This window comes from Falsiroseomonas stagni DSM 19981, assembly GCF_900114315.1.
Classification (GTDB): Bacteria; Pseudomonadota; Alphaproteobacteria; order Acetobacterales; family Acetobacteraceae; genus Falsiroseomonas; species Falsiroseomonas stagni.
In genome coordinates, this window is sequence record NZ_FOSQ01000004.1 from 185,401 (window position 1) to 210,881 (window position 25,481).

Genomic DNA, 25,481 nt, shown 5'->3' on the forward strand with positions numbered 1-25,481 from the left:
CGTCCCCCCATTGGTCGTGGAGGCGCTTGAGGCACTCCGCAACTCGGATGAAAGCCTGGGCGAGGCGATCACGCGCAACCTGGATGGCCCTGTCACCGGCCGGGACACGGAGGCCGGACGCTCGCTGAACTTCGACCCATCATCGCAATTGAGCTGGGCTGTGACCGACCTCAATGGCGATGGCCGCGCAGAGGTATTCCTGCTGTTCTTCATCCCCACCGGGACGGCAGCGCCACCGGGCGTGGTCATGCAGCGCCACGGCGATGGCTGGCGGGTCGCGTGCGAAATCGCCGATCCCGGCCTGATCAGCCGCGGAAGCCACGCCGTTCCGGGCCTGATCCAGCTGCTGCCCGCCCGCACACAGGGTTGGCGCCATTTCCGCGTCTTCTCCGGCAGCTATGGCTGGTACCCCGCGCCCGACGCGCCGGGCGCCATGAACTGCGCGCCGCTGCCATTGGGGACGGAGATGCGGCGACGATGATCCGGCTGGCCCGCATCTCTGTCTGCATCGTGGCAATGACCATCCAGCCCGCCTCCGCGCAACGCCTTCCCTGGTTCGGCGTCGATCCGCTCGTCGCCGATGCTCTTGGTGCCTTGCGCGAGACCGATCACTGGATCGCTACCGCCATCAAGCCTTTCCACCCTCCAACCGTGATTGAGGGCCGGGATGATGGTGCGGCAATTCCCTCATTCGATCCCACCCAGCATCTGCGCTACCGATTGGTTGACATGCGGCCAGGCACGCCGCGCGCCGTGTTCCTTCTCCTTGCCTGGCACAGCATCTCCGGCAACGGCCCATCCCCCGGCGTGATCATGCAACAGGTGGTGACAGCCGCCGGCCGACGCTGGCACATCGCCTGCGAGTTCCGGGACTACGGCCTTTCCCTCACGCTCCTTGATCGCCGCAGCCATGGCTGGCGGCATTTCCGCGTGGCCTCGGGCGAATACGGCTGGCGCCCCGCCACCTTCACGCCGGACGCGCCGTTGCCGGGAGGGGCCCCAGAAGGGGCCATGGAATGCGTTCCCCTGGTTCTGACGGAGTTCCCGCCATGATGGCGACGGCCGCCGTCTTCCGCGCCGCACTTGCCCTGTCACTGGCCATCCCGCCCGCCGCCGCCCAGCGCCTCCCCTGGTCCAGCATCGACCCGAAAGCCGCCGTCGCGCTCCGCGCCTTTCGCCAGACCGATCATTGGGTGGCCGAGGCGTTGGAAGACAACTACGATGGCGAACGGCTGGGCCGGCACACGGAAGAACGCCGGTCGTACAATTTTGACCCCGCCTCCGATCTCCGCTACCGCGTGGTCGGGATGCGGCAAGGCGCGCCGCCCGCCGTCTTCCTTCTGTTCGAATGGTCGCCAGTACGCGGCAATGCGAGGCCCCTGGCTTCGTCATGCAGGAAATCGTGACGGCGACCAGCCGACGATGGCACATCGCCTGCGAGTTCCCGGACTACGGCCTCTCCCTGACGCTCCTCGACCGCCGCAGCCATGGCTGGCGGCATTTCCGCGTGGCCTCGGGCGAACACGGCTGGCGCCCCGCCACCTTCACGCCGGGCGCGCCGTTGCCGGAAGGGGCCTTAGAAGGGACCATGGAATGCATCCCCCTGGTCCTGACGGAATTCCCGCCGTGGCGCCCGCCTACTTCTTCCCCGCGAATTCCGGCAGCCCCTTCAGGCTCTCCGTCGTGTCGAAGTCGCGCAGCACCGCGTCATTCGCCATCTCCACATCCACCAGGCGATCGGCATGCTTGCCCGCCAGGTGCCGCGCGCCGACATCGCCGGAGATCGCCAGCATCTGCGGCAGGAATTCCCGGCTCCACAGCATCGGGTTGCCCTGCTTGCCGCGATAGGTCGGCTGCACGATGGCGCGGCCTTCCTCCGGATCGAAGGCGTTCAGCAGCCGGTCCAGCATCGGCGCCGTCACCAGCGGCATGTCGCCGAGGCAGACCAGAACCCCCTCCGCATCCGGCGGCACCGCCGCCAGCCCGGCCTTGAGGCTGGCGGACAGCCCCTCGGAATACCCTTCCGCATGGGCGAACAGCACCGGGCGCCCCGCCAGCGCCTCCTCGATCCGCTCCCGCTCATGCCCCGTCACGACGATGACCGGGGAGGCATGGGACGCCAGCGCATTGTCCACCACGCGCAGGATCATCGGCAGGCCCTTGGTATCGGGCACCAGCAGCTTGTTCAGCGGCGCCATGCGGCGCGAACGCCCGGCCGCCAGCACCAGCGCGCAGACCTTGCGCGCGCGGCGCGGCGCCGTCGCGGGCGGCGTCACGCGGGGCGCATCGGCGCGGGGCAGGGGGCGGGCCTCGATCTCCTTCAGCAGGCCGCCGACCCCCATGCCCATCACCTCCCGCGCCGTCACGCGGCGGCCGGCGAAGATGCGCGCCAGCACCCAGTCGAAGCCGTTCAGCTTCGGGCTGCGCGCGCAGCCCGGCAGCACCAGCGCCGGGATGTCGCCGATCCGGCCGAGGCAGATCAAATTCCCCGGATCGACCGGCATGCCGAAATGCTCGATCACGCCGCCGGCGCGGACGATCGCCGCCGGCCCGATATCCCGCCGGTCCACCACGGCCGACGCCCCGGCCACCAGCAGCAAATCGGCCCCCGCCTTGCGCAGCCGCGTCAGCGCTTCCGCGACCGGCCCTTCCTCATGCCGCACGCGTTCCACCGGCAGCATGGTGCCGAGCAAGCCCTTGATGCGCGCCTCGGTCGCCTCGACCGCGCCCTCCATCACGCTTTCCTTGATGCCCGGCAGTTCCGTCAGCACCAGGCCGACGGAGAGCGGCTGGAAGGGATGGATGGCGATGCCGGCGCGGCCGCGGGCCATCGCCTCGACGACCTGAAGCACGCGCCCGGGGCTGGAGAAGGGGATGACCTTGATGGTGGCCAGCATCTCCTTCGCTGCCACCACGGAATTATTGGGCAGGGTGGCGACGGTGACGCTTTCATCCACCGCGTTGATGCGGTCGATGAGGCCCGCATCCACGGTGAACAGCCCGGCGCTTTCCGCAAACAGGTTAACCCGCCCCGTCGCCGCGCGGGACTTGGCGACAAGGGGCGCCATCAGCGCATCCGCCACGCGGTCCGCGGCCTCATCCTCCGGCACATCGCCGGCTTCCATGCGGGCGGCGATGACGTCGCGCTTGCCGGCTTCCCGCAGGGCCGCGATCGCGCCCTCATCCAGCACCGTGCCCTTCTTCAGGACGCGGCCCGCCAGGCGGACGGTATGCGCCAGCACGGCGCCCTTCGCTTCATCCAGCGGTGTCGGCCCGAAGATCATGCCTCAGCCCTCTTCTTCGGCCCGCCACGACGGGCGGAGACGATCTGCGCCAGGATGGACACCGCGATCTCCGGTGCCGTCACCGCCCCGATATCCAGGCCCACCGGCGCGGCGATGCGCGCGATCTCGGCCTCGCTCAGCCCCGCTTCCGTCAGCCGCGCCACGCGCTTGGCGTGCGTCTTCCGGCTGCCGAGGGAGCCCACATAGAAGGCCGGGCTGCGCAGCGCCACTTCCAGCGCCGGGTCATCCAGCTTCGGATCATGCGTCAGCGTCACGACGGCGGTGCGCGCATCGGGCTTCAGCGCCACCATCGCCTCATCCGGCCAGTCGGAGGAGATGGTGACGCGGTCGCCCATCCGTTCCCCGGTCGCGAAGGCACGGCGGGGGTCCACAACCGTCACCGCGAAACCCAGCGGCAGCGCCATCGGCACCAGCGCCTGCGCGATGTGCACGGCGCCGACGATGATGAGGCGCAGCGGCGGGTTCTCCGGCGCGATGAACCAGGTCTCGTTGCCGATGGTGACGTTGCGCGCCGCATCGGCGCGGATCGCGGCCTCGGCCTCCGCCGCCAGCGCCGCCGGCACATCATCCCCGGGCAGCAGGGCCTGCGCCCCATCCGGCAGGCGCGTCAGCAGGGCGAGGGGCGTCTTCGCCGCCCGCGCCGCCATCAGCCGTTCAAGAAGATCGGCCTTCACCCGAGGCGCTCCACGAAGACCTTGAGCTTGCCGCCGCAGGCGAGCCCCACTTCCCAGGCGCGTTCGTCGCTGATGCCGAAATCCAGCAGCTGCGGCGTGCCGCTGGCCATGGTCTGCCGCGCCACCTCCGCCACCGCCCCCTCGATGCACCCGCCGGAGACGCTGCCCGCGATGCGCCCGGATTCCGTCACCGCCAGGCGGGACCCGGCGGGGCGGGGGGAGGACCCCCAGGTCTCCACCACGGTGGCGATCGCGACCGTCTCGCCCTCCCCGGCCCAGCGGGCGGCGGTGGCCAGGATATCCTCGGAATCGGTGGTGGTGCTCATGCGGCACTCCCCATTCGGCCGGCGCGCGGGTCGCTGAGGACGGCCACCAGGTCACGCAGGCTCGCGAGATTATGGACCGGGCGAAACTCGTCGACATGCGGCAGCATCGCCCGGATGCCCTGGGATTTGGGCTGGAAGCCGGCGTAACGCAACAGCGGGTTCAGCCAGATCAACCGCCGGCATGATTTCCGGAGGCGATCCGTCGCCTCCGCCAGGCCCTTTGCCCCCTCCCGGTCGAGCCCGTCGGTGATCAGCAGCACCACCGCCCCCTGGCCCAGCACCCGGCGCGACCAGGCCTTGTTGAACAATTCCAGCGATTCGCCGATCCGCGTGCCGCCGGACCAGTCCGGCACCGCATGGGCCACCATCTCGAACGCCACCTCGGCATCCCGGTATTTCAGCTGGCGCGTGACGTTGGTCAGGCGGGTGCCGAAGAGGAAGGTGTGCACGCGGTCCCGGTCATTCGCGACGGCGTGCAGGAAATGCACCAGGATCTGCGCATAGCGCGCCATGCTGCCGGAGATGTCGCACAGCGCCACCAGCGGCGGCGGCCGCACCACGCGGCGGCGGCGGGATATGTCCATGATCTCCCCCCCGGTGCGCAGCCCTTCGCGGATGGTGGCGCGGAGGTCGGTGTAGGGCCCGGCATGGTCCGGCCGGAAGCGGCGGGTGGGGCGCGCATCCAGCGGCAGCACCAGGCGGCGGATCTCCTTCTTCGCGGCATTCAGCTCGGCCGCCGACATCGCCTCGAAATCCATGGTCTGGAGGCGCTCGCGCTCGCTGACCGTGAAGGTCATGTCGATGCGGTCCTCCGGCGGCTCCTCCGGCGGGCGGGGAGGCTTCGGCTTGTCGCCCTGCAAGGCCTCCGCCATGCGGCGGGATGCCGGCGTCGGCTTGGGCTGTTCCTTCATCCCGTCCATCAGCGCCATGGCCGCGGCATGGGCGCCGGCCTCGGGATCGCGCCAGAACAGGCTGAAGGCGTGGTCGAACAGGAAGAAATGCTCGTGCTTGTGGACCATCGTGGCGCGCAGCGCGGCGTGGAACTGCGCCTTGTCCCCGATCTCGATCGCCTCCAGCGCCGCCGCCCCCGCCAGCAGCTCCGCGGGGCCGATCGGCAGGCCGGCGCGCCGCAGCAGCCGCCCGAAGGCCACCAGGTTGTTGCCCATTGCCCCGCCGCCCGCATGGGACGGCAGCAGCATCGCGGTCTTGGGGGGGATCATGCGGGGTCCGCCACCCCCCTCACGCCGCCGCCTGCTTCGCTTCCGTCACCAGCCGCGCGGCCTCCGCGCCCCGGATCTTGGCGATGTCGTCCTGGTATTTCAGCAGCGCGCCCAGCGTCTCATCCACCAAAGCGGGCTCCAGCTCCTTCGCATCCAGCGCGGAGAGCGCTTGCGCCCAGTCGATGGTCTCCGCCACCCCCGGCGGCTTGAAGGTATCGGCGCCCCGCACCGCCTGCACGAAGGCCACCACCTGGGCGGAGAGCCTGTCGCTGACCTGCGGCGCCCGGATCTTCAGGATCGCCCGTTCCCGCGCCGCATTGGGGTAGTCCACCCAGTGATACAGGCACCGCCGGCGGATCGCGTCATGCACCTCCCGCGTCCGGTTCGAGGTGATGACCACCACGGGCGGCGTCGCGGCCTTCACCGTGCCGAGTTCCGGGATCGTCACCTGGAAATCCGCCAGGATCTCCAGCAGGAAGGCCTCGAAGGGCTCGTCCGCGCGGTCGAGTTCGTCGATCAGCAGCACGGCGGGTTCCCCCTCCAGCGCCTGCAGCAGCGGCCGGGCCTGGAGGAAGCGGCGGTCATAGATGCCCCGCTCCAGGCTGCCCTTGTCCCCCGCCTCCCCACTGGCTTCCGCCAGCCGGATCGCCATCAGCTGCCTGGCGTGGTTCCACTCATAGGCGGCGGAGGCCAGATCCATGCCGTCATAGCATTGCAGCCGCACCAGGCGGCGCGGCAGCTGCGCGGCCAGGACCTTGGCGATCTCCGTCTTGCCCGTCCCCGGCTCGCCTTCCAGCATGATGGGCCGGCCCATCTTCAGCGCCAGGTGGATGGTGGTGGCCAGCTGGCGGTCGGCGACATAGCCGCCTTCCCCCAGCAGGCGCTGCGTGGCGGCGACGTCGGCGGGCGTCGTCACGCTCAGCGCACCAGGAACAGCAGCGCCAGGATCACGACCATGGCCCCGCCGCCCAGCCAGACCTGCGGCGGGAAGCCCATGAAATCCTGCGTCAGCAGCCGCCCGGCCTTGGCGAAGATGTCGTCTCCGGCCGGTGCCGGGGCGGCGGCCCGGGCGGGGGCGGCGGGCGCGGCGCCCTCGACCGCCGCCGGGGCCTCGGCCACCGGCTCCGGCACCGCCGGCGTCAGCTGCGCGGCGAAGCGGTCGAAGAACTGGTCGGCCATGGACTTGGCCGTGCTGTCGATCAGCCGCGCGCCGAGCTGCGCCATCTTGCCGCCGACCTGCGCCTTCACGTTGTAGCGCAGCACCGTCTCGCTGGGCCCGACCTCATCCAGCGCGACATCCGCGCCGCCCTTGGCGAAGCCCATGGCGCCGCCCGTGCCTTCCCCCGAAATGGTGTAGGAGGCCGGCGGGTTGATGTTGGACAGCGTGACCTTGCCGCCGAACTTGGCCGACATCGGGCCGAGCTTCATGGACACCTTGGCCTGGAACTGGTCGTCCCCGATCCGCTCCACGCTCTCGCAGCCCGGAATCGCTTCCTTCAGCACGGCGGGGTCGTTCAGCGCGGCCCAGACCGCTTCGCGGGGTGCGCCGATGCGCCGTTCGCCAGTCATTTCCATGGGGATCACTCCGTCTGTCGGCGGCGAAGTTAGGCCCGGCGGGCGCGGGCGGAAAGGGCAGGGGGCGGGGGAGGCGCCCGGAAGGCCGCGCCGGACAGGATCGTGACGGCGGCGATGGTTGCCTGTATGCGCAATCCCGGGGTCTGGGGAGACAGGGGAATGGGGACGGAGCGCCTGCTGCGCCATCTGGGACTGGCCGTGCTGCTGGCCGCGCTGCCGGCGCCGGCCTGGGCGGCCGGCGTGCCGGGGGCGGAACTCTCCCTGGCCTGGACCATCCCCTTCGTGGGCATCCTGCTCTCCATCGCGCTGATGCCCTTGTTCGCCGCGGGGTTGTGGCACCACCACTACGGCAAGATCGCCGCCGGCTGGGCGGCGCTGTTCCTGCTGCCCTTCGCCGCATTCTTCGGCCCCGGCGCCGCCTGGTATGAATTCAGCCATGTGGCGGTGCTGGAATACATCCCCTTCATCGCCCTGCTCACCGCGCTCTACACCGCGGGCGGTGGCGTCATGCTCAAGGGATCGCTGGTCGGCACCCCCGGCACCAATGTCGCGCTGCTGGCCATCGGCACCGTGCTCGCCAGCCTGATGGGCACCACCGGCGCCGCCATGGTGATGATCCGCCCCGTGCTGCGCGCCAACGCCTTCCGCCGCAACAAGACCCACACCTTCGTCTTCTTCATCTTCCTGGTCGCCAATATCGGCGGCAGCCTGACCCCCGTCGGCGACCCGCCCCTCTATCTCGGCTTCCTCCGCGGCGTGTCCTTCTTCTGGCCGACGACGCACATGTTCGGCGAATTCCTGCTCTGCGCCGTCGTGCTGCTCGCCCTCTACTGGGTCTTCGATACCATCGCCTGGAACCGGGAGAAGCCGGTGCCGCCCGTGACCACGACGAAGGAGCCGCTTTCCATCGAGGGCTGGCTGAATGTCGGCCTGCTCGGCGCCATCGTCGCCGTCGTCATCGCCATGGGCTACGTCAAGCTCGGCGTCGTCCCCGTCCTCGGCCACCCGATGGAGGTCGAGAAGCTGGTCGGCATCGCCCTCTTCGCCGCCATCACCCTGGTCTCCGTCTTCGGCACCACCCCCGCGCTCCGCGAAGCCAACGGCTTCGCCTGGGGCGCGATCCTGGAAGTGGCGAAACTCTTCGCCGCCATCTTCCTCACCATGGCGCCGGTGCTGGCGATCCTCCGCGCCGGCAGCGCGGGGGCGGCGGCGGGCCTGGTGGCGCTGACGTCCGACGCCAATGGCGCACCCATCCCCTGGGTCTATTTCTGGATGTCGGGGGCGCTGTCCTCCTTCCTCGACAACGCGCCGACCTACATCGTCTTCTTCGAACTGGCCGGCGGCGATCCGGCCTACCTGATGACGCAGGGCGCGCTGGTGCTCGCCGCCATCTCCTGCGGCGCGGTGTTCATGGGCGCCAACAGCTATATCGGCAACGCGCCCAACTTCATGGTGAAGGCCATCGTGGAGGAGAATGGCGAACGCATGCCATCCTTCTTCGGCTACTGCGCCTGGGCCGCCTGCATCCTGCTGCCCTTGTTCGTGCTGGTGACGCTGATCTTCTTCTGAGGTCGCTGGCTTCGCCATCGGGCGCGCGTTGACAGGCGCGCCCGGCGCGGCAGGATGCCCGCGACGACAGGAACGAAGGCGGATGACGGCCATGCTCTCGCGACGCCTTGCGCTGACGGCCCTCGGCGCCGCCGCCCTGCCGGGCAGCGCCGCCCTGGCGCAGCCCGCCTACCCCGCGCGCCCCATCCGGATCATCATCCCCTTCGCCGCCGGCGGGCCGACCGACATCGTCGCCCGCCTGATCGCGGACCGCATGGCGGCGCGCCTCGGCCAGCCCGTCGTGGTCGATGCCCGCCCCGGCGCGGGCGGCGCCATCGCGGCGGAAGCGGTGGCCCGCGCGGCGCCGGACGGCCACACCCTGCTGATCGGCACCGCCACCACCCATGCCGTCAACCCGACGCTTCAGGATGGCAGGCTGCCCTTCCACCCCATCCGCGATTTCGCGCCGATCGCGCAGATCGCCCGCGTGCCCATCGTGCTGGTCACGCATCCCGGCCTGCCGGCGCGGGACCTGCCGGAATTCATCGCCCTGCTGCGCGCCAGGCCCGGCCAGATGAACTACGGCTCCTCCGGCACCGGTTCCATGGGCCACCTGGCGGCCGTGCTGCTGATGCAGCAGCTCGGCACCCAGGCCACCCACATCCCCTATCGCGGCTCCGCGCCCATGGCGGCCGATCTCCTCGCCGGCCGGGTCGATTTCGCCACCGATGCGCTCGCCTCCGTCGTCCCCTTCGTGCAGGACAACCGCATCCGCGCGCTGGCCATCGCGACGCCGGACCGCGCCGCCGCCCTGCCCAGCCTGCCGACCTTCGCGGAAGCCGGGATGCCGGGGTTCGAGGCCTATACCTGGAACGTCGTCTTCGCCCCCGCCGGCACGCCCGCGCCCATCATCCAGCTCCTCAACACCACCCTGAACGCGGTGGTCGGGGAGGCCGAAGTCGCGCAGCGCCTGTCGGAGATGGGCCAGCCCGCCGTCACCGGCACCACGCCGCAGGGCACCGCCGCCTTCGTGCAGGCCGAACTCACGAAATGGGAACCCGTGGTCCGCGCCTCCGGCGCCACCCCGAGCTGAGGCGGCACCGCATGGACGATCTCCGGTCGATCTACCCCGAGCCCACGGCGCTGGCCGTCGCGAAGCAGTTCGACACGCTCGATGACTTCGCGCGCCTCTTCATCGCCCGCTCCCCCTTCCTGGTGATGGCGACCGCGGATGCGGCGGGGAATTGCGATGCCTCCCCCCGCGGCGATGCGCCCGGCTTCGTCGTGGTGCTGGACGACAGGCGCCTGCTGATCCCCGACCGGCCCGGCAACAACCGCGTGGACAGCCTCCAGAACCTGGCCGCCAACCCGAAGCTCGGGCTGCTGTTCTTCGTGCCGGGGGTGCTGGAGACGCTGCGCGTCAACGGCAGCGCAACCCTGGTGACGGATACCGCCACGCTGGGCGGCCTGGCTGCGCAGGACCGCCTGCCGAAAAGCGCCCTGCTGGTCACGGTGGAGGAGGTCTTCTTCCACTGCGGCAAGTCCCTCAAGCGCAGCGCCCTCTGGGACCCCGCCCGCCACGCCACACCAGGCGAGATCCCGAGCCTCGGCCGCATCCTGGCCCGCCAGACCGGCCGGATCGGGGAGCAGGAGGCCGAGACGCGCGTGGCCCATGCCTATGAGGCGCATCTCTACTGACGGAGGCGACACGCCCATGGACGACGCCGGCTTCATGGCCCTGGCCCTCGCGGAGGCCCAGCGCGGCTTCGACGAAGGCGGCGTGCCCGTCGGCGCCGTCCTCGTCGGCGTGGAGGGCCGCCTCCTCGGCGGCGGCCACAACCGCCGCGTCCAGGATGGCGACCCCATCGCGCATGGGGAGATGGATTGCCTCCGCCGCGTCGGCCGGATGCGGAGCTATGCCGGCACCACCCTCTACACCACGCTGACGCCCTGCATGATGTGCACCGGCACCATCATCCAGTTCGGCATTTCGCGGGTCGTCATCGGGGAGAACCGGAGCTTCGACGGCAACGAGGACTTTCTTCAGTCGCGCGGCGTCGCCGTCACCGTGCTGGACGATCCCGCCTGCGTGGCGCTGATGCAGCGCTTCCAGCGGGAGAAGCCGGCAGTCTGGGCGGAGGATATCGGGGTGGATCCGCCGGGCTGAACTGGCCCAGCGGATTTCGCCGATTCCGCGCGAAGCACCGGGCCAGTCGGTCCTGTCGGCGGGTCTGCCATGGCCCCCTTGCCGGGCTGGCCGTCTGGCCGGGGTGGCGCTTCCGGTGCCACACTGGCCCGAACCCGAGATCACGGAGCCGTCCATGCCCTATGTTGTCGCCGATGACCTGCCCGATGCCCCCGCCGGCGTGCGCTTCCGCGCCCTGCTGGACCGGCCGCAGATCCTCCAGATGCCCGGCGCGCATCTCGGCATCGCCGCGCTGCTGGCCAGGAAGCAGGGGTTCGAGGCGCTCTACATGTCCGGCGCCGCCATGTCCGCCACCATGGGCCTGCCCGACCTCGGCATGATCACGGTGGATGAAGTGGCCGCCTATATCCGCCAGGTCACCCGCGCCGCCGGCCTTCCCACGCTGGTCGATGGCGACACCGGCTATGGGGAAGCGCTGAACGTCATGCACATGGTCCGCGTGTTCGAGGAAGCCGGCGCCGGCGCCGTGCACCTGGAAGACCAGCTGCTGCCCAAGAAGTGCGGGCACCTCAACGACAAGAAGCTGGCCGATGCCCGTGACATGGCCGCCAAGGTCGCCGCCGCCCGCAAGGCCCGCCGCCACCTCTACATCATCGCCCGCACCGATGCGGCGGCGAGCGAGGGCATGGACGGCGCCGTCGCCCGCGCCAAGCTGTATCTGGAAGCCGGCGCCGACGCCGTGTTCCCGGAGGCGCTGACGACGCGGGAGATGTTCGCCGAATTCGCGAAGCGGATGCCCGGCGTGAAGCTGCTGGCCAACATGACCGAATTCGGCCGCACGCCCTTCCTGACGGCCAAGGAGTTCGAGGACCTCGGCTACAACATGGTGATCTGGCCGGTCAGCCACCTCCGCGTCGCGGCCCGCGCGATGGAGACGCTCTACGCCGCGATCCGCAGCGATGGCGGCACCCAGAACCAGTTGGACCGCATGCAGACCCGCGCCCAGCTCTACGAGACCATCGGCTACCACGACTACGAGGCGCTGGATTCGTCCCTGGTCAAGACCATCATCCCGACCGGCATGCCGCAGGGCAAGTGACCGTCAACTCCCTCCCCCGCGCTTGCGGGGGAGGGTCGGGGTGGGGGTTTGCGCCCCCTCAGCTATCCAGCGTGATCCCCAGCTCCCGGATCAGCGGCGCCCAGACCGCCGTCTCGCTCGCGATCAGCCCGGCAAAGTCGGCGCCTGTCCCCGGAAACGGTTCCAGGCTGATCGACCGCAGCCGCGCCGCCACGGCTTCCGTCCGCAGCGCCCGGTCCAGCTCCGCCTGCAACCGCGCCGCGATCGGCTCCGGCGTCGCCGCCGGCACCACCACGCCCTGCCAGGAATAGATATCCGCCCCCGTCAGCCCCTGTTCCGCCAGCGTCGGCACATCCGGCAGCAGGCCGAGGCGCTGCGGCGCCGGGATGCCGATGGCGCGGACGGCGCCGGAGGCGATGTGCGGCGCGCCGGAGGCATAGTCGATGAACATCGCCTGCACGACGCCGGTGACCAGGTCCTGCACCGCCGGCGCGCCGCCGCGATACGCCACATGGGCCACCTGCGTGCCCGTGCTGCGCATGAAGCGCTCCGTCGCCAGGTGGCTCGGCGTGCCGACGCCGGGGCTGCCGACATTCAGCGCCCCCGGCCGGGCCCGCGCCCAGGCCACCAGCTCCGGCCCCGTCCGCACCGGCAGATCGGGATGCACCACCAGCACGAAGGGGAAGCGCGCGATCGGCGCCACCGGCCGAAAATCCCGGATGGGATCATAGGGCAGGCGCCGCGCCATCGCCGGCGTGATGACCAGCGCCGTCAGATCGGCCGAGAGCAGCGTGTAGCCATCCGGCGCCGCCCGCGCCGTCGCCTCGCTGGCCGGGATGGTGGCGCCGCCGGGACGGTTATCCACCGTCACCGCCTGGCCGAGCGGCCCGCTGATCGCCGCCGCCAGACTGCGCGCCAGGAAGTCGGAGCCTCCGCCGGGCGCATAGGGCACGATCCAGCGCAGCGGGCGGGACGGCCAGGGCGCCTGCGCCAGGGCAGGCGAGGCAAGGCAAGCTGCCGCCATCGCCGTGAAGCCGCGTCGTGTGAAGGTCATGTTCGTTCCTCGATACCGCGTGCGCATTGCGCACCGGATTCGACGACGCCGCAAGCGCCCCGCCGGCGCGCGGAAAAGCTCGCTTCCGGTTTCAGTTCCTGATACGTTCTCTGCTACCAACCCGCCCCCATGCCCGCAGCGCCCCTTCCGCGCCCCCCTGGGAAGCAACGCGCCGTGGCAGGGGGCGGGAAGGTGCCGCGAAAAACGGTGCTAAACGCGGCTAATCGGCATAATCGGCTTAAACGGGTTAGTGGCTAAAAAGCCACGGATGCACATTCCCGCGCCAGGAATCCCCGCACCAGCGCGGCGAAACCCGCCGGATTGTCCTGCGTCAGCCGGTGGTTGGCGCCGGCCAGCACCTCCAGCCGCGCCTGCGGGATCGCCTCCCGCGCGCGCGCCATCGCGGCGGGGCCGATCACGGTGCAATGCTCGCCGCCGAACAGCAGGGTGGGCTGGGCCACATCGATGTCGCGCCAGAAATCGGCGGTCAGCGCCCGCTGGGTTTCCGTGATGCCGGCCACGTCATAGCGCCAGCGCAGCCGCCCATCCGGGCAGTCCATCAGCGCGGTATCGAGCCAGTGCTCGGCCACGGCGTCGGTCCAGGCCTCCCGGAACGGCGTCTCCGCCAGCGCCTCCGCCCGCGTCGCGAAGCCGCGGTCATGGCGCTCCACCTGGTCGAGGAACAGGGCAAAGACATCGTCGCGCAGCCCGATGGCGGGATCGCCGGCCGCCACCGCCACCACGCCTTCCGGCAGCCTGGTCGCCAGCAGCAGCGCCAGCGTCGCCCCCGTCGCCTGCCCCACCACCGCGAAGCGCTTCCACCCCAGCGCGCGGGTCAGCGCCACCAGGTCCTCCCGGTGCTCCTCCAGCCGGAACAGCGATCCCGCCGGCGCGTCGCTCTCGCCGAGGCCCCGGTAATCCGGCACCAGCACCGGGTTGGGCAGGTCGAGTTCGGCCAGCACGAAGTCGAAGATGCGGCGCGTTGTGCGGTTGGCCGTCAGGAACAGGATCGGCAGGCCGGCGCCGGGCCTGTAGGTGAAGGCCATGGTCACGCCGGTCGGCAGGGTCATCCGCCGCATGGCGTAGGACGGATCGAGCGGCGGCCGCAGGCCGACGCCCGCGAAATCCTCGCCGGGCAGGAAGCTGGCGCTGGCCTTGGTGCTGAGCATGGGGCGAGCCTATCCCCCCGCCCGCGCCACCCGCAACGCCGCATGCGCCATGGCGTCCAGCGCATTGAGGAAGCGGGACTTGTCCGCCCCCGCCATGGGCGGCGGCCCGCCACCCATGCCGAGTTCCCGCAGATGCTGCGACACCGCCCGCCCGGCCAAAGCGGAGCCGATGTTGTTCTGCGTCCAGGGATGGCCCTTGAAGTTGAGGCAGAAGGCCGTCTTGTCCAGGCACCGCTTGGCCAGCGGGATATCCGCGGTCAGGCAGACATCGGTCGGCCGCGCTTCCTCCGCGATCCAGTCATCCGCCTTGTCCGCCCCATCCGTGACGATGACGATGCGGACCATCGCCTGTTGCGGCGGCCGGATGGGGCGGGACCCGTTGGAGACGAAGATCACCTCCAGCCCCAGCCGGGCCGCCACGCGCAGGATCTCCTCCCGCACCGGGCAGGCATCGGCATCGACCAGGAGGCGGGTGTTGGGTGTCACCGGGCGGAGATAGCGGCCGGCAGTTCCACCGCATAGGTGTCCAGCGCCGGCACCGCCCGGATCATCCGCCGGTCCAGCAGGAAGCGGGCGAAGCGCTCATACCGGTTCCGGTCCAGCGCGCCGGGGCTCAGGGAGAAGCGGTTGGCCGTGCTGGCGAAGGCGCGGCGGTTGAGTTCATTGTCCAGCTCCCGCCGCTGCCCCGCGATGAACATGCGCCAGGATTCCTCGGGGTTGTTCACCAGGAAATGGGTCGCGGCCTCCGTCGCATCGATGAAGCGGCGCAGCACCGGGTCCCGGGCGCGGTCGCGATGGGTGATGTAGATCAGCTCGTCATAGGCCGGCATCCCGTACTGCTCCGGGAAGAAGGCGCGGCCGGGCCGGTTCTCGATGTCGAGCTGATGCAGCTCGAAGTTCCGGAATCCGCCGAGGATGGCATCCACCTGCCCGGACATGAGGGCGGAGGACAGGCCGAAATTGACGTTCACCAGCCGGATGTCGGACAGCCGGAGCCCGACGCCTTCCAGCATCACGCCCATCACCACTTCCTCGAACCCCGCCACGGAATAGCCCACGCGCCGGCCGCGGAGATCCGCCAGCGTGCGCACCGGGCCATCCCGCAGCACGGTCAGGGTGGAGAGCGGGGTCGCCACCAGCGTGCCGACGCGCACCAGCGGCAGCCCCTGGTCCACCGCCAGGTGCAGGTTCTTCTGGTAGAAGACGCCGATATCGGCGCGGCGCGCGCCGACCAGCCGCGGCGGGTCGTTCGGATCGGCCGGCGCCTGGATCCGCACATCGAGGTTGGCGCGCGCGAAATCGCCGCGCTCCTGCGCGATGATGATGGGCAAATGGTCGGGGTTGATGAACCAGTCCAGCAGCACCGTCAGCTGGTCCCGCGCGGGCTGCGCAGCGACGGGTGGCGACAAGGCAAGCAGCGCGGCAAGCGCGATCAGAAGCCGCTTCATGGCGTGACCTTCCTGTTGTTCTCGGAAAGAAGTGAATCCGGCTGCCAGGGGATGGCGGCCCGCAGCAGCCGGTCGGTGGTGAACCAGAGCGCCAGCGACATGACCGCCAGCACGAAGAGGGCGGCGAACATGACATCCGCCTGGGACCGCCCATTGGCCTGGAGCATCAGGTAGCCGAGCCCCGCCGAGGACCCGACCCATTCCCCCACGATCGCCCCGATCGGCGCCACCCCCGCCGCGACCCTCAACCCGGAGGCAAGGGATGGCAGCGCCGCCGGCACCCGCACCCGCCACAGCACCGCGACGGGCGAGGCACCCATGGTCGAGGCGAGGTCGAGCAGCCCCGGCTCCGTCCGCCGCAGCCCGTCATGGAAGGCGGTGGCGACAGGGAAGAAGATGATGAGGACCGCCATCGCGACCTTGCTGGCCATGCCATAGCCCAGCCACAGGACCAGCAGCGGCGCGATGGCGAAGACCGGGATGGCCTGGCTGACCAGCAGCAGCGGCAGCAGCCAGCGCCGCCCCGCCGGCCAGGCGGCCAGGGTCAGCGCCATCAGGCAGCCGAGCAGGGAGCCGAGCAGCAGGCCCAGCAGGATCTCCGCCCCCGTCGTCAGCGCGTGACCGAGGATGATGTCCCAGCGATCCACCAGCGCCGTCGCGACCCGGGCCGGGGAGGGCAGCAGGAAGGGCGGCACCTCTGTCAGCCAGACGAAGCCGTGCCACAGCAGCAGCAGGCCGAGGCCCGCGATCGCGGCCCGGATCACGAAACGGCCTCCGCCAGCCGTTCCAGCAGCGCCGCCTGCGCCGCCAGCAGTGCCGGATCGCCCGCGGGGCGGGGCGGGGCGCCATCCGGCACCGGGACCTCCGCTGGCGTGGCGGGGCTGCCGCCCAGCACCAGGATGCGGTCCGCCAGGCGCAGCGCCTCCAGCGGGTCATGCGTCACCAGCAGCACGGTGCGCCCGGCCAGCAGCCCGGCGGAGAGCGACTGCATCCGGTGGCGCGTCGGCGCATCGACGGCGCTGAAGGGCTCATCCATCAGCACGACGGGCCGGTCTTCCATGAGGGTGCGGGCGAGCGCCACGCGCTGCCGCATTCCGCCGGAAAGCTGGGCGGGCTGCTTGCGGGCATCGGCCTCCGTCAGCCCGACCGCCGCCAGCAGCGCCCGCGCCCGCGCCAGGTCCGGCGCCTGGCCGCGGAGATGCGCGCCCATGGTCACGTTGCCCAGCACGTCCCGCCAGGGCACCAGCAGATCCTGCTGCGCCATATAGGCGACCTGGCCGGCCAGCGGCGTCACGCTGGCCCCCGCGGGCACCGGCAGCAGCCCCGCCACCAGCCGCAGCAGCGTCGATTTCCCGGACCCGGAAGGCCCGAGCAGCGCCGTGGTCGCCCCGCCCGCGATCGCCAGGTCGAGCTGCCCGAGCACAGGCACGCCACCAAGGGCCAGCCCCTGGGGCAGCATGATACGGAATCCGGGCGCGCGATCGACCACAGGCAGACACCGTTCCCTTCGCCGGCATGACCCGGATCAGGTTCGTGGGGTCGCGGTCGCCCGCCTCTCAGCCCCCGATGGGCTCCCCCCGATGACGGCGGCGGTTATGCGGGGGCCTGTGGCGGAGGGCAAGGGGAGGGGGCTGGCCTGTCCAGACCGACACGCAACCTCCGATGCACCGCCCTCTGCCGCCGCCCATGGCCGATGCCTTCGCCTCCGGCCTGTTCGGTGTCAGCGGCCCCGACCTGGCCGCCCATGGCAACGCCTATCGGGGGGGGGGTACGCCGCTGCTGGCCTTCATCCGGCGCTGAGCGCCCCCATCTCGGTGCCGATGACCAGACCGCTCCTCATCGGTTCCGAGATCTATCGCGGCTCCACCTATGGACCGAAGCATCCCCTCGCCATTCCGCGCGTCTCCACCACGCTGGACCTGGTGCGCGCCATGGGCTGGGTGGCGCCCAGGCAATACATCGACAGCCCCCGCGCCACGCCGGAGGCGCTGACCCGCTTCCACGACCGGGACTACATCGCCGCCCTGATGCAGGCCGAGGCGACCCAACAGGTGGACCCCGCGCATCGCGAACGCTTCCGCATCGGCGCCGATGGCAACCCCGTCTACCGGGAAGTCTTCTCCCGCCCCGCCACCGGCGCCGGCGGCGTGACGCTGGCCGCGCGCCTCACGCAGCATGGCGGGGTGGTGCATGTGCCGGGCGGCGGGACCCATCACGGCCGCCCGGACCGGGCGAGCGGCTTCTGCTACCTCAACGACGCCGTGCTCGGCCTGCTGGAATGGCTCGACCTCGGCCTCGATCGCATCCTCTACCTCGATATCGATGCCCATCACGGCGATGGGGTGGAGGACGCCTTCGCCGATGATCCGCGCGTCTTCACCGTCTCGGTCCATGAGGCCGGGCGCTGGCCGCATACCGGCCGCGTGGAGGACCAGGCCGGCGGCCATGCCCGCAACCTGCCCGTGCCCCCCGGCTTCAACGACAGCGAGATGGATTTTCTCAAGCGCCACGCCATCCTGCCGCTGATCCGGCACTGGCAGCCGCAGGCGATCATGCTCCAGTGCGGGGCGGATGCGATCGAGGAAGACCCGCTCTCGAAGCTCTCGCTGTCCAACAACGCGCATCGGGCCATGGTGTCCGCGCTGCGCGGGCTGGCGCCGCGCCTGATCGTGCTGGGCGGCGGGGGGTACAATCCCTGGTCCGTCGCACGCTGCTGGGCCGGGATCTGGGCCACGCTGAACGACCTGCCCATCCCGCCCCGCATCCCCCCGGCGGCGGAGGCCGTGCTGCGCGGCCTCACCTTCTCCCGCGCCGCCGGCCGCAATCCGCCGGAGCATTGGTTCACCACCATCGCCGACCCGCCCCGCCCCGGCCCGGTGCGGGAGGCGGTGCGCGCCCTGGCGCCCGCCACGCTGCGGCACCTGCCGGAGCCTTCCGGCGCGCGCGAAGCCGCTGCTATGCTGCGCTCATGACCCGACGCCAGACGCTGCTCTCCGCCCTCGGCCTCATCGCCGCCCCCGCCGCCGCCCTGGCGCAGCCTGGCGTGGACCGCCCGCAGCCGAAGCTGCCGACGGAGCGCCTGGTGATCGTGGGGCGGGAGGGCCGCCGGCACGAATTCGACGTGGAAATGGCGATCAGCCCGGACCAGCAGATGGTCGGGCTGATGTTCCGCCCCTCCGTCGGCGCGAATGAGGGCATGATCTTCGACTGGGGCAGCCCGCGCGAAAGCTCCATGTGGATGCGCAACACCATCACCTCGCTCGACATGGTGTTCATCGCCGCCGATGGCCGCATCCACCGGATCGCGGAGCGGACGGTGCCGCTGAGCCTGACACCGATCGACAGCCGCGGCCCGGTCCGCGCCACGCTGGAGTTGCAGGCCGGAATCACGGAACGGCTCGACATCCGCGTCGGCGACCGCGTGCTGCACCGGATGTTCGGCACGGCGCCTTAGGGTCCAAACCCAATCATCCGCCGGGCGCCTGGCCGGTCTCTCGCGGCATCCGCGGCGTGAGGCCGCTTGCCGATGCAACCAGCATCGGCGGCGCGTCCTTCCTTGCGGCCTGCCACGCGATCCTCGGCCATCCGCCTCGGGTCTGATTGGCCTTGGACCCTACCCGGTCACGCCAGCCGGGCGGCCACCACCCGCCAGGGCCTGGCGGTCTCCCGCGACGCCTCCCGCGCCGCGCCTTCCTCGATCCAGCCGATCCGCTCCCGCGGCCCCGGCTGCATGACGCCGAGGCCGAGGATCGCGCCCGCCTCCACCACCAGCACCACATCGCCGGCGCGGGCGGGCTGGCCGGGATCGCACAGCAGCAGGTGGCGCGGCTGAAGCAGCCCGCGGGGCTCCGCCAGCATCACCGCCACCATGCCGGGCTCGGCCGGCACGAAGCCCTCCGCCGCCAGGCGTCGCGCCGGCGGCGCGGCCGGCAGCAGCCGGTCCTCACCCTCCCGGTACAGGGGCAGGCGGAGGCCGGTCGGGGCGGGGAGGGGCGTGGCATCCGCCCGCAACGCGGCTTCCGGCAGGCCGAGCAGCCCGGCCAGCGCCTGGCGCAAATCCTCCGGCAGGCGCCGCGGCGTGCCGCGCGCGATGAATTGCTGGAGGTAGCTGGGGTTCCGCCCGAGCCGCAGCGACAGCGCCTTGAGCCCCAGCCGCCGGTCCCGCGCGGCTTCGAGGATGCGGGCCCGCACCGGGTCCGGCGCCGTGTTCCGGGTTGCCATGCTGTTCATGCTCTGTCGCTGCACTCCCCTCGCCGGACGGACAATAGAGGAAATCCAGGCTCGGATGGAAGGAATTCTCCTTCCCCATGCGCCCGTCGCGATCACGTCACCGCCCTCGGCCCGGGATTGCGAGCTACCGCGGCGTAGTGCCAGGATGCGGGAATAATTGAATGAGACGGCCGGGCCTTTGTGCGCCGCGCCGCCGCAAGGGGAAACGAGCCATGGTCACCGTCACGCCCAATGATTCCACCCTCGGCGCCAGCATCACCGGCCTCGATCTCTCGAAGCCCATGGGTGATGCCGATTTCGCCGCCGTGCTGCGCGCCCTCGGCCGCTACGGCGTGCTCTGCTTCCCGGGTCAGTTCCTGGAAAGCGCGGCGCTGCGCGACTTCTCCGCCCGCTTCGGCAGCATCCAGACCTCCATCACCGGCAAGTTCCAGGACAAGGACGTGCCGGAAGTCGGCTTCCTGTCCAACATCGTGGAGAACGGTGTCGCGCTCGGCATCAACGATGCCGGGCAGGACTGGCACACCGACATGTCCTACCGGGACACGATGGGCTTCGTGAATGTGCTGAACGCCTTCAAGGTGCCGAAGCGCAACGGCACGCCGCTGGGCAACACCATGTTCGCCAACATGCACGCGGCCTATGACGAACTTGATCCTGCACTGAAGACGAAGCTGGCCGGCCTCACCGCCACGCATGACTTCAACAAGTTCTGGGACAAGATGGTCAGCCGCCCCGGCAGCATCCGTCCGCCGCTGACGGCGGAACAGCGCGCCAAGCGCCCGCCCTCGGTCCACCCGATCTTCCTGACCCACCCCATCACGGGCCGCCAGGTGCTCTACTGCAACCCCGGCTATGCCGTGCGGATCAATGAGCTGGATGAGGCCGAGAGCGACCGCATCCTCGACATCCTCTTCGCGCACCAGTTGGAGGATCGTTTCCTGCACACGCATGTCTGGACGGAAGGCGATGTGCTGATCTGGGACAATATCGGCACGCTGCACAACGCCATCCCGGACTACCTGCCGCATGAACACCGCCTGATGAAGCGCTGCCAGGTCATGGCGGACCAGGTCTTCCAGACCGATTTCATCCAGCGCGCCCTGGCCGCCTGAGGACACCGACGACATGCGCTGGATCAAGTTCACCGCCGAGGGCCGCACGGCCTACGGCATCCTCGAAGGCGACCGCATCGCGGAAGTCGCGGGCGATCCCTTCGCGGGCTATGAGACGACCTCTCGCCGCCATGACCTGGCGGCGGTGAAGATCGAGGTTCCGCTGATCCCGCGCACCTTCTACGCCGCCGGCCTCAACTACGTGGAACATGTGATCGAGGGCGCGAAGAAGCGCGGCGAGACGCCGAACATCCCGACCAAGGCGGATATCGGCTACCGCGCCGTCAACGCCCTGATCGCCCATGGCGAGAACGTGGTGATCCCCGCCGATGCCGGGGAGAAGATCCACTATGAGGGCGAGATCGTCGCCGTCATCGGGAAGAAGGCGAAGAACCTTAGCGAGGCCGAGGCGCTGTCCTGCGTCATGGGCTGGACCATCGGCAACGATGTGTCGGAGCGGACCTGGCAGAAGAACGACCGCACCTTCTGGCGCGGCAAGAACACCGACACCTTCAAGCCCATGGGGCCCTGGATCGACACCGATTTCGACATGGAGGCGGCCACCACCAATGTGCGCCTGAATGGCGAGATCCGCACCAGCTTCGCCACCGGCCATATGCTGTTCAGCACGGCGCATTTCATCAGCGTGATGACAAGATACCTGACGCTCTGGCCCGGCGACGTCATCTGGCTCGGCACCGATGGCGTCAGCCCCGACCTGAAGCATGGTGACGTTGTCGATGTGGAGATCACGGGCCTCGGCAATCTGCGAAACACCTTCGTGCGGGAAGGCCTGTGACCATGCTGGTGCAGGCCGACCGCGTGCGCGCGCAGATCGCCGCGATCCTCGACCGCTGGGGCATGTCCCCCGACCTCGCCGCCACGACGGTGGAGGCGATGACGGAGACCGATCTGCTGGGCGTGGACAGCCACGGCATCTCGATGCTCATGACCTATGAGAAGCGCGTGCAGGAAGGGAAGGTGAAGCTGACCGTCCCGCCGCGGATCGAGAAGCGCACCGCCTGCACCGCGCTGGTCGATGGCGGCGATGGCCTCGGCCATCCCGTCTCCGCCTTCGCCATGAACCTGGCGGTGGATATGGCGAAGGAGGTCGGCGTCGGCGTCGTCGGCGTGCGCAACTCCCATCATTTCGGCGCGGCCGGCGTCTATGCCCGCATCGCGGCGCGGCGCGGCGCCATCGGCATGGTCACCAGCGCCACGCGTGGCGTCGCCATGGTGCCGACGCGGGGCGCGATGCCGGTGCTCGGCACCAACCCGCTGGCCTTCGCGGCGCCGGCGAAGCGCAACCGCGACTTCGTGCTGGACATGGCCACCACCACGACCGCGGCCGGCAAGGTGAAGGTCTACGACCTCAACAACAAGCCGCTGCCCTCCGGCTGGGTGCTGGAAGCCGATGGCACGCCCGTGCAGGACCCGAAGCGCGGCATGCAGGTGGTGTTCGACGAAGCCGCTGGCGGCCTCTCTCCGCTGGGTGGCAGCCCGGAGATGGCGAGCCACAAGGGCTATGGCCTGGCGATGATGGTCCACATCCTGGGCGGCACGCTGGTCGGCGCCTCCTTCTCCCCCATCCGCAACCGCACCCAGAAGCCCGAGGATCCCGACAGGCTCGGCCATTTCTTCATGGCGATCGATCCCGCCGCCTTCCGCGAAGCGGGTGATTTCGAGAACGACCTGGATGACGTGATCGACGTGCTGCACGCCACGCCGGCCTCCGACCCCGCGCGCCCCGTGCTGGTGGCGGGCGATCCGGAGGAAGCCGAACGGCAGCGCCGGCTGGAACACGGGATACCCATCCCGGAGGCGCTGGACCGGCACATCCGCGCCATCTGCGAACGCAGCGGGGCGCCATACCTCTTGAGCTGACAACGAAGAACACGAACGGGGAGGCAGGAATGAAGAAGACAGGGATGGTCGCCGCGGCACTGCTGCTGGCGGCGGGCGCGGATGCGCAGACGCTGCGCATGGGAGTCGGCGCGCAGATCACCTCCGCCGATCCGCATTTCCACAACATCTCGCCCAACAACGCCTTCGCCTCCATGGTCTTCGACAACCTGCTGGAGACGGATGCGAATGCGCGGCTGATCCCGATGCTGGCGGAAAGCTGGCGCACGGTCGCGCCCGATGTATGGGAATTCAAGCTCCGCCGCGGCGTGCGTTTCCACAACGGGAACGACTTCACGGCGGAGGACGTGGCCTTCACGCTGGAACGCATCCCGCAGGTCGTGAACAGCCCGGGGTCCTTCCGCACCTATACCCAGGCCATCCGCGGCGTGGAGATCGTGGACAGCCACACCATCCGCTTCCGTACCAATGGCCCCGCGCCTTTGGTGCCGACGGACCTCGCCCAGGTCCCGATGCTGGATCGGGAGACCCATACCGGCGTGACGACGGAAGCCTTCAACACCGGCCGCGCCACCATCGGCACCGGTCCCTTCCGGCTGCAGAGCTTCCGCAGCGGCGACCGCGCGGAGCTGGTCCGCAACGACGAATACTGGGGCCGCCGCCCCGCTTTCGCCACCATCGACTACCGCATGATCACCAATGATGCCGGCCGTACCGCGTCGCTGCTGGCGGGCGACGTGGACATCATCGACCAGGTGCCGACGCCGGACATCGAGAGGCTGCGCCGCAACGATCGGCTGACGCTCAGCGAGATCGATGCCATGCGCTACATCTATCTCGCCATGGACCACATGCGCAGCGGGCCGTCCCCCTTCATCACGGACAATGAAGGCCGCCCGCTGGACCGCAACCCGCTGAAGGATGTGCGGGTCCGACGCGCGCTTTCGCTCGCGATCGATCGCGCGGCCATCGTCTCCCGCGTCATGGAAGGGGCCGCCACCGCCACGGTGCAGGTCATGCCGCCGGGTGCCATCGGCTATGTGCCGGACCTGCCCGTGCCGCGCGCGGATGCCGATACGGCGCGGTCGCTGCTGGCCGAGGCCGGCTATCCCAACGGCTTCCGCCTGACCGTGCACGGTCCCAATGATCGCTACCCCAATGACGCGCGGATCGTGCAGGCGGTCAGCCAGATGTGGACGCGCATCGGCATCCGCACGCAGGTCGATGTCGCGCCCTATGCCAGCTTCATCGCCCGCGCCAGCCGGCAGGAGTTTTCGGCCTTCCTGGTCTCCTGGGGGTCATCGACGGGTGAGCCGATGGCGGGCCTGCGCAGCGTTGCCGCCACCTTCGACCAGGCGCGCGGCACGGGGGCCGTGAATCGCGGACGCTATTCCAACCCGGCCTTCGACGCCGCCCTCGCCGCCGCCGCCAATGAACTGGACGATGCGAAGCGGGAGGCGATGCTCCAGGACGCGACGCGCATGCTGATCGCCGATGTCGGCATCATCAGCACGCATCTCCAGAAGAACATCTGGGCCATGCGCCGCGGCATCGCGCATGAGGCGCGGGTGGATGAACGCACCCGCGCCCAGGATGTGAGCCTCCGCTAACGCTTCAGCTCGTCCCACGCCGCGCGCGCCACGCGGCCGATGGTGGCAAAGCTGGCCGCGAAGCCGGGCATCCCGTCCGGCATCGTGTCCGGCACCCAATCCGTGGCGGCGGCCAGGATGAACAGCGGCTTGTCGCCGTCATAGACGATGCCGGCGTCCATCCGCCCGCGCCGGCCACGGCCGGTCTTGTGGGCGACCTTGGTGCCGAAGGGCAGCAGGTTCGGGATGAGGTTGCGGAGCAGCTGCCAGGTCAGGATCTGCAGGCCCAGCCGGCAGAGGTCGGAGGAGCAGTGCAGCTTCGCCGCTGCGGCCTCATCCGTCGTGCCGCGCAGGATGGCGTGCAGCAGGTTCACCTGGTCCGCCTGCGTGGTGCTGGCCGTCGCTTCCACCGGATGGTCCCACCCGATGCCGAGCGGCGGGATCAGCCCGCGATGCCGCGTGCCGGTCATGCCGATCGCCTGGCAGTATTCGTCCATCGCGCCGGGGCCGAGGCGTTCCAGCACCACCTGGGTGCAGACATTGTCGCTGGTGATGATCATGTTCACCAGCACGTCGCGGAAGGGAATGACGCAATCCGGTGTCATGTAGCGGTAGGTGCCGGAGGCCACGTCCTTCTGCAGCCGCGCCTCCAGCGTCACGGGCTCATCCAGCCGCAGCTTGCCCGCCTGCACGGCGGCCAGCGCCGCCATCATGATGGAGATCTTGCGCACGCTGGCCGATGGCGTCTCCACCGATCCCTCGCGGTCGATCTCCTGGCCCGTCGCGAGGTCGCGCAGGAAGTAGCGCGTCTTGAAGGGCTGCTCGTCGCAAATGGCGTCGAGCCTGGCCTTGAGCTGTTGCACCCGCTTCCTCCTGCTGTCCTGGTTCGCAACTCTAGGACGGGGGCCGGGGGCTGGCTACCGGAGGGTAGCCGGGAGCGCTGGGCGAAAGGAAAGGGAGGAAAATACCGTAGGTTGCCACCGCCCCCCCTTTCATGGGATTGCCTCGGGGTGGAGAGGGCGGCGCGTCGCTGCCCCCGCCCGGCCGGTCGGGGCGTGGCGCAGCCTGGTAGCGCGCCTGTTTTGGGTACAGGAGGTCGTGGGTTCGAGTCCCGCCGCCCCGATGCCGCCGCTTTCCCGCAGGC

General features: G+C 70.3%; 28 protein-coding genes, 1 tRNA gene and 1 riboswitch. Of the genes, 15 read left to right on the forward strand and 14 right to left on the reverse strand.

Annotated elements, in window-relative coordinates; all coding sequences use genetic code 11:
- Positions 1–10 precede the first annotated feature (10 nt).
- From BM041_RS13290 to BM041_RS13300, 3 genes are read left to right on the forward strand one after another with little or no spacing between them, the layout of a single operon-like run.
- The gene (locus BM041_RS13290) at positions 11–481 is read left to right on the forward strand and encodes a hypothetical protein (RefSeq protein WP_092960201.1); all 471 of its coding nucleotides are present in this window, start codon (positions 11–13) and stop codon (positions 479–481) included.
- Complete coding sequence (locus BM041_RS13295) at positions 478–1,053, forward strand: hypothetical protein (protein WP_092960203.1); 576 nt, start codon at positions 478–480, stop codon at positions 1,051–1,053. Before BM041_RS13290 ends, BM041_RS13295 begins: the two co-directional genes overlap by 4 nt.
- A complete protein-coding gene (locus BM041_RS13300) occupies positions 1,050–1,406 on the forward strand; it encodes a hypothetical protein (protein ID WP_092960205.1) in 357 nt (118 codons plus the stop codon). Before BM041_RS13295 ends, BM041_RS13300 begins: the two co-directional genes overlap by 4 nt.
- A gap of 231 nt (positions 1,407–1,637) precedes the next feature.
- Here the strand turns inward: BM041_RS13300 and BM041_RS13305 are convergent, their stop codons facing one another.
- From BM041_RS13305 to BM041_RS13330, 6 genes are read right to left on the reverse strand one after another with little or no spacing between them, the layout of a single operon-like run.
- Positions 1,638–3,284 carry an NTP transferase domain-containing protein gene (locus tag BM041_RS13305; RefSeq protein ID WP_092960207.1) on the reverse strand — a complete coding sequence of 549 codons (1,647 nt, stop codon included), beginning with the start codon at positions 3,282–3,284 and terminating at the stop codon, positions 1,638–1,640.
- Positions 3,281–3,979: an XdhC family protein gene (locus BM041_RS13310; RefSeq protein WP_175533908.1), complete on the reverse strand. Its 699-nt coding sequence runs from the start codon at positions 3,977–3,979 to the stop codon at positions 3,281–3,283. The genes BM041_RS13305 and BM041_RS13310 overlap by 4 nt, the downstream gene beginning before the upstream one ends.
- The gene (locus BM041_RS13315) at positions 3,976–4,305 is read right to left on the reverse strand and encodes an XdhC family protein (RefSeq protein ID WP_092960209.1); all 330 of its coding nucleotides are present in this window, start codon (positions 4,303–4,305) and stop codon (positions 3,976–3,978) included. The genes BM041_RS13310 and BM041_RS13315 overlap by 4 nt, the downstream gene beginning before the upstream one ends.
- On the reverse strand, positions 4,302–5,525 hold the full coding sequence (locus BM041_RS13320) for a vWA domain-containing protein (RefSeq protein WP_092960211.1): 1,224 nt from the start codon (positions 5,523–5,525) through the stop codon (positions 4,302–4,304). The genes BM041_RS13315 and BM041_RS13320 overlap by 4 nt, the downstream gene beginning before the upstream one ends.
- A gap of 19 nt (positions 5,526–5,544) precedes the next feature.
- Positions 5,545–6,441, reverse strand: coding sequence for an AAA family ATPase (locus BM041_RS13325; RefSeq protein ID WP_245762075.1), 897 nt, complete (start codon positions 6,439–6,441; stop codon positions 5,545–5,547).
- Between the two features lie 2 nt (positions 6,442–6,443).
- Entirely contained in the window at positions 6,444–7,100 is a 657-nt protein-coding gene (locus BM041_RS13330) for an SRPBCC family protein (protein ID WP_092960213.1), read from the reverse strand.
- A gap of 159 nt (positions 7,101–7,259) precedes the next feature.
- Here BM041_RS13330 and BM041_RS13335 point away from each other — a divergent pair, with 159 nt between their 5' ends.
- The 5 genes from BM041_RS13335 to prpB all read left to right on the forward strand — a co-directional run bounded on the left by BM041_RS13335 (position 7,260) and on the right by prpB (position 11,893).
- On the forward strand, positions 7,260–8,669 hold the full coding sequence (locus BM041_RS13335; protein ID WP_092960215.1) for a sodium:proton antiporter: 1,410 nt from the start codon (positions 7,260–7,262) through the stop codon (positions 8,667–8,669).
- Between the two features lie 82 nt (positions 8,670–8,751).
- Positions 8,752–9,741: a Bug family tripartite tricarboxylate transporter substrate binding protein gene (locus tag BM041_RS13340; protein WP_092960217.1), complete on the forward strand. Its 990-nt coding sequence runs from the start codon at positions 8,752–8,754 to the stop codon at positions 9,739–9,741.
- An 11-nt stretch (positions 9,742–9,752) separates the two neighbouring features.
- Positions 9,753–10,346 (forward strand): MSMEG_1061 family FMN-dependent PPOX-type flavoprotein, encoded by a 594-nt coding sequence (locus BM041_RS13345; RefSeq protein WP_092960219.1) that lies wholly within the window; start codon positions 9,753–9,755, stop codon positions 10,344–10,346.
- A gap of 16 nt (positions 10,347–10,362) precedes the next feature.
- The gene (locus BM041_RS13350; RefSeq protein WP_092960221.1) at positions 10,363–10,815 is read left to right on the forward strand and encodes a nucleoside deaminase; all 453 of its coding nucleotides are present in this window, start codon (positions 10,363–10,365) and stop codon (positions 10,813–10,815) included.
- Positions 10,816–10,969: 154 nt separating this feature from the next.
- Complete coding sequence (gene prpB, locus BM041_RS13355) at positions 10,970–11,893, forward strand: methylisocitrate lyase (protein ID WP_092960223.1); 924 nt, start codon at positions 10,970–10,972, stop codon at positions 11,891–11,893.
- A gap of 58 nt (positions 11,894–11,951) precedes the next feature.
- Here prpB and BM041_RS13360 read toward each other — a convergent pair whose 3' ends face one another.
- The 6 genes from BM041_RS13360 to BM041_RS13385 form a co-directional block, all read right to left on the reverse strand.
- Positions 11,952–12,926 carry a Bug family tripartite tricarboxylate transporter substrate binding protein gene (locus BM041_RS13360; RefSeq protein WP_175533909.1) on the reverse strand — a complete coding sequence of 325 codons (975 nt, stop codon included), beginning with the start codon at positions 12,924–12,926 and terminating at the stop codon, positions 11,952–11,954.
- A gap of 254 nt (positions 12,927–13,180) precedes the next feature.
- Positions 13,181–14,095: an alpha/beta fold hydrolase gene (locus tag BM041_RS13365; RefSeq protein ID WP_092960227.1), complete on the reverse strand. Its 915-nt coding sequence runs from the start codon at positions 14,093–14,095 to the stop codon at positions 13,181–13,183.
- Positions 14,096–14,104: 9 nt separating this feature from the next.
- Complete coding sequence (locus BM041_RS13370) at positions 14,105–14,581, reverse strand: YaiI/YqxD family protein (RefSeq protein WP_092960229.1); 477 nt, start codon at positions 14,579–14,581, stop codon at positions 14,105–14,107.
- A complete protein-coding gene (locus BM041_RS13375) occupies positions 14,578–15,543 on the reverse strand; it encodes an ABC transporter substrate-binding protein (protein WP_092960231.1) in 966 nt (321 codons plus the stop codon). The genes BM041_RS13370 and BM041_RS13375 overlap by 4 nt, the downstream gene beginning before the upstream one ends.
- The gene (locus BM041_RS13380; RefSeq protein WP_092960530.1) at positions 15,540–16,304 is read right to left on the reverse strand and encodes an ABC transporter permease; all 765 of its coding nucleotides are present in this window, start codon (positions 16,302–16,304) and stop codon (positions 15,540–15,542) included. The genes BM041_RS13375 and BM041_RS13380 overlap by 4 nt, the downstream gene beginning before the upstream one ends.
- Positions 16,304–17,002: an ABC transporter ATP-binding protein gene (locus BM041_RS13385; RefSeq protein ID WP_092960531.1), complete on the reverse strand. Its 699-nt coding sequence runs from the start codon at positions 17,000–17,002 to the stop codon at positions 16,304–16,306. Before BM041_RS13385 ends, BM041_RS13380 begins: the two co-directional genes overlap by 1 nt.
- A 25-nt stretch (positions 17,003–17,027) precedes the next feature.
- Positions 17,028–17,131, reverse strand: a riboswitch (TPP riboswitch).
- A 232-nt stretch (positions 17,132–17,363) separates the two neighbouring features.
- On the opposite strand from BM041_RS13385, the gene BM041_RS13390 reads away from it, so the two are divergent.
- Positions 17,364–18,515 (forward strand): acetoin utilization protein AcuC, encoded by a 1,152-nt coding sequence (locus BM041_RS13390; RefSeq protein ID WP_092960233.1) that lies wholly within the window; start codon positions 17,364–17,366, stop codon positions 18,513–18,515.
- On the forward strand, positions 18,512–18,997 hold the full coding sequence (locus BM041_RS13395; RefSeq protein WP_092960235.1) for a DUF192 domain-containing protein: 486 nt from the start codon (positions 18,512–18,514) through the stop codon (positions 18,995–18,997). The genes BM041_RS13390 and BM041_RS13395 overlap by 4 nt, the downstream gene beginning before the upstream one ends.
- Before the next feature lie 167 nt (positions 18,998–19,164).
- Here BM041_RS13395 and BM041_RS13400 read toward each other — a convergent pair whose 3' ends face one another.
- Positions 19,165–19,764: a hypothetical protein gene (locus BM041_RS13400; protein WP_139226051.1), complete on the reverse strand. Its 600-nt coding sequence runs from the start codon at positions 19,762–19,764 to the stop codon at positions 19,165–19,167.
- Positions 19,765–19,985: 221 nt separating this feature from the next.
- Between BM041_RS13400 and BM041_RS13405 the strand changes: the two genes are divergently transcribed.
- Genes BM041_RS13405 through BM041_RS13420 form a run of 4 tightly spaced genes read left to right on the forward strand, consistent with a single transcriptional unit; the run spans position 19,986 to position 24,358 of the window.
- Complete coding sequence (locus tag BM041_RS13405; protein WP_092960239.1) at positions 19,986–20,885, forward strand: TauD/TfdA dioxygenase family protein; 900 nt, start codon at positions 19,986–19,988, stop codon at positions 20,883–20,885.
- A 13-nt stretch (positions 20,886–20,898) separates the two neighbouring features.
- Entirely contained in the window at positions 20,899–21,684 is a 786-nt protein-coding gene (locus BM041_RS13410; RefSeq protein ID WP_092960241.1) for a fumarylacetoacetate hydrolase family protein, read from the forward strand.
- Between the two features lie 2 nt (positions 21,685–21,686).
- Positions 21,687–22,769: an Ldh family oxidoreductase gene (locus tag BM041_RS13415; RefSeq protein ID WP_092960243.1), complete on the forward strand. Its 1,083-nt coding sequence runs from the start codon at positions 21,687–21,689 to the stop codon at positions 22,767–22,769.
- 29 nt (positions 22,770–22,798) lie between these two features.
- The gene (locus BM041_RS13420) at positions 22,799–24,358 is read left to right on the forward strand and encodes an ABC transporter substrate-binding protein (protein ID WP_092960245.1); all 1,560 of its coding nucleotides are present in this window, start codon (positions 22,799–22,801) and stop codon (positions 24,356–24,358) included.
- Here BM041_RS13420 and BM041_RS13425 read toward each other — a convergent pair.
- Positions 24,355–25,200 (reverse strand): serine hydrolase, encoded by an 846-nt coding sequence (locus BM041_RS13425; protein WP_092960247.1) that lies wholly within the window; start codon positions 25,198–25,200, stop codon positions 24,355–24,357. The genes BM041_RS13420 and BM041_RS13425 overlap by 4 nt on opposite strands.
- A 186-nt stretch (positions 25,201–25,386) precedes the next feature.
- Between BM041_RS13425 and BM041_RS13430 the strand changes: the two genes are divergently transcribed.
- Positions 25,387–25,460, forward strand: a tRNA-Pro gene (locus BM041_RS13430).
- The last annotated feature ends 21 nt before the right edge of the window (positions 25,461–25,481 follow it).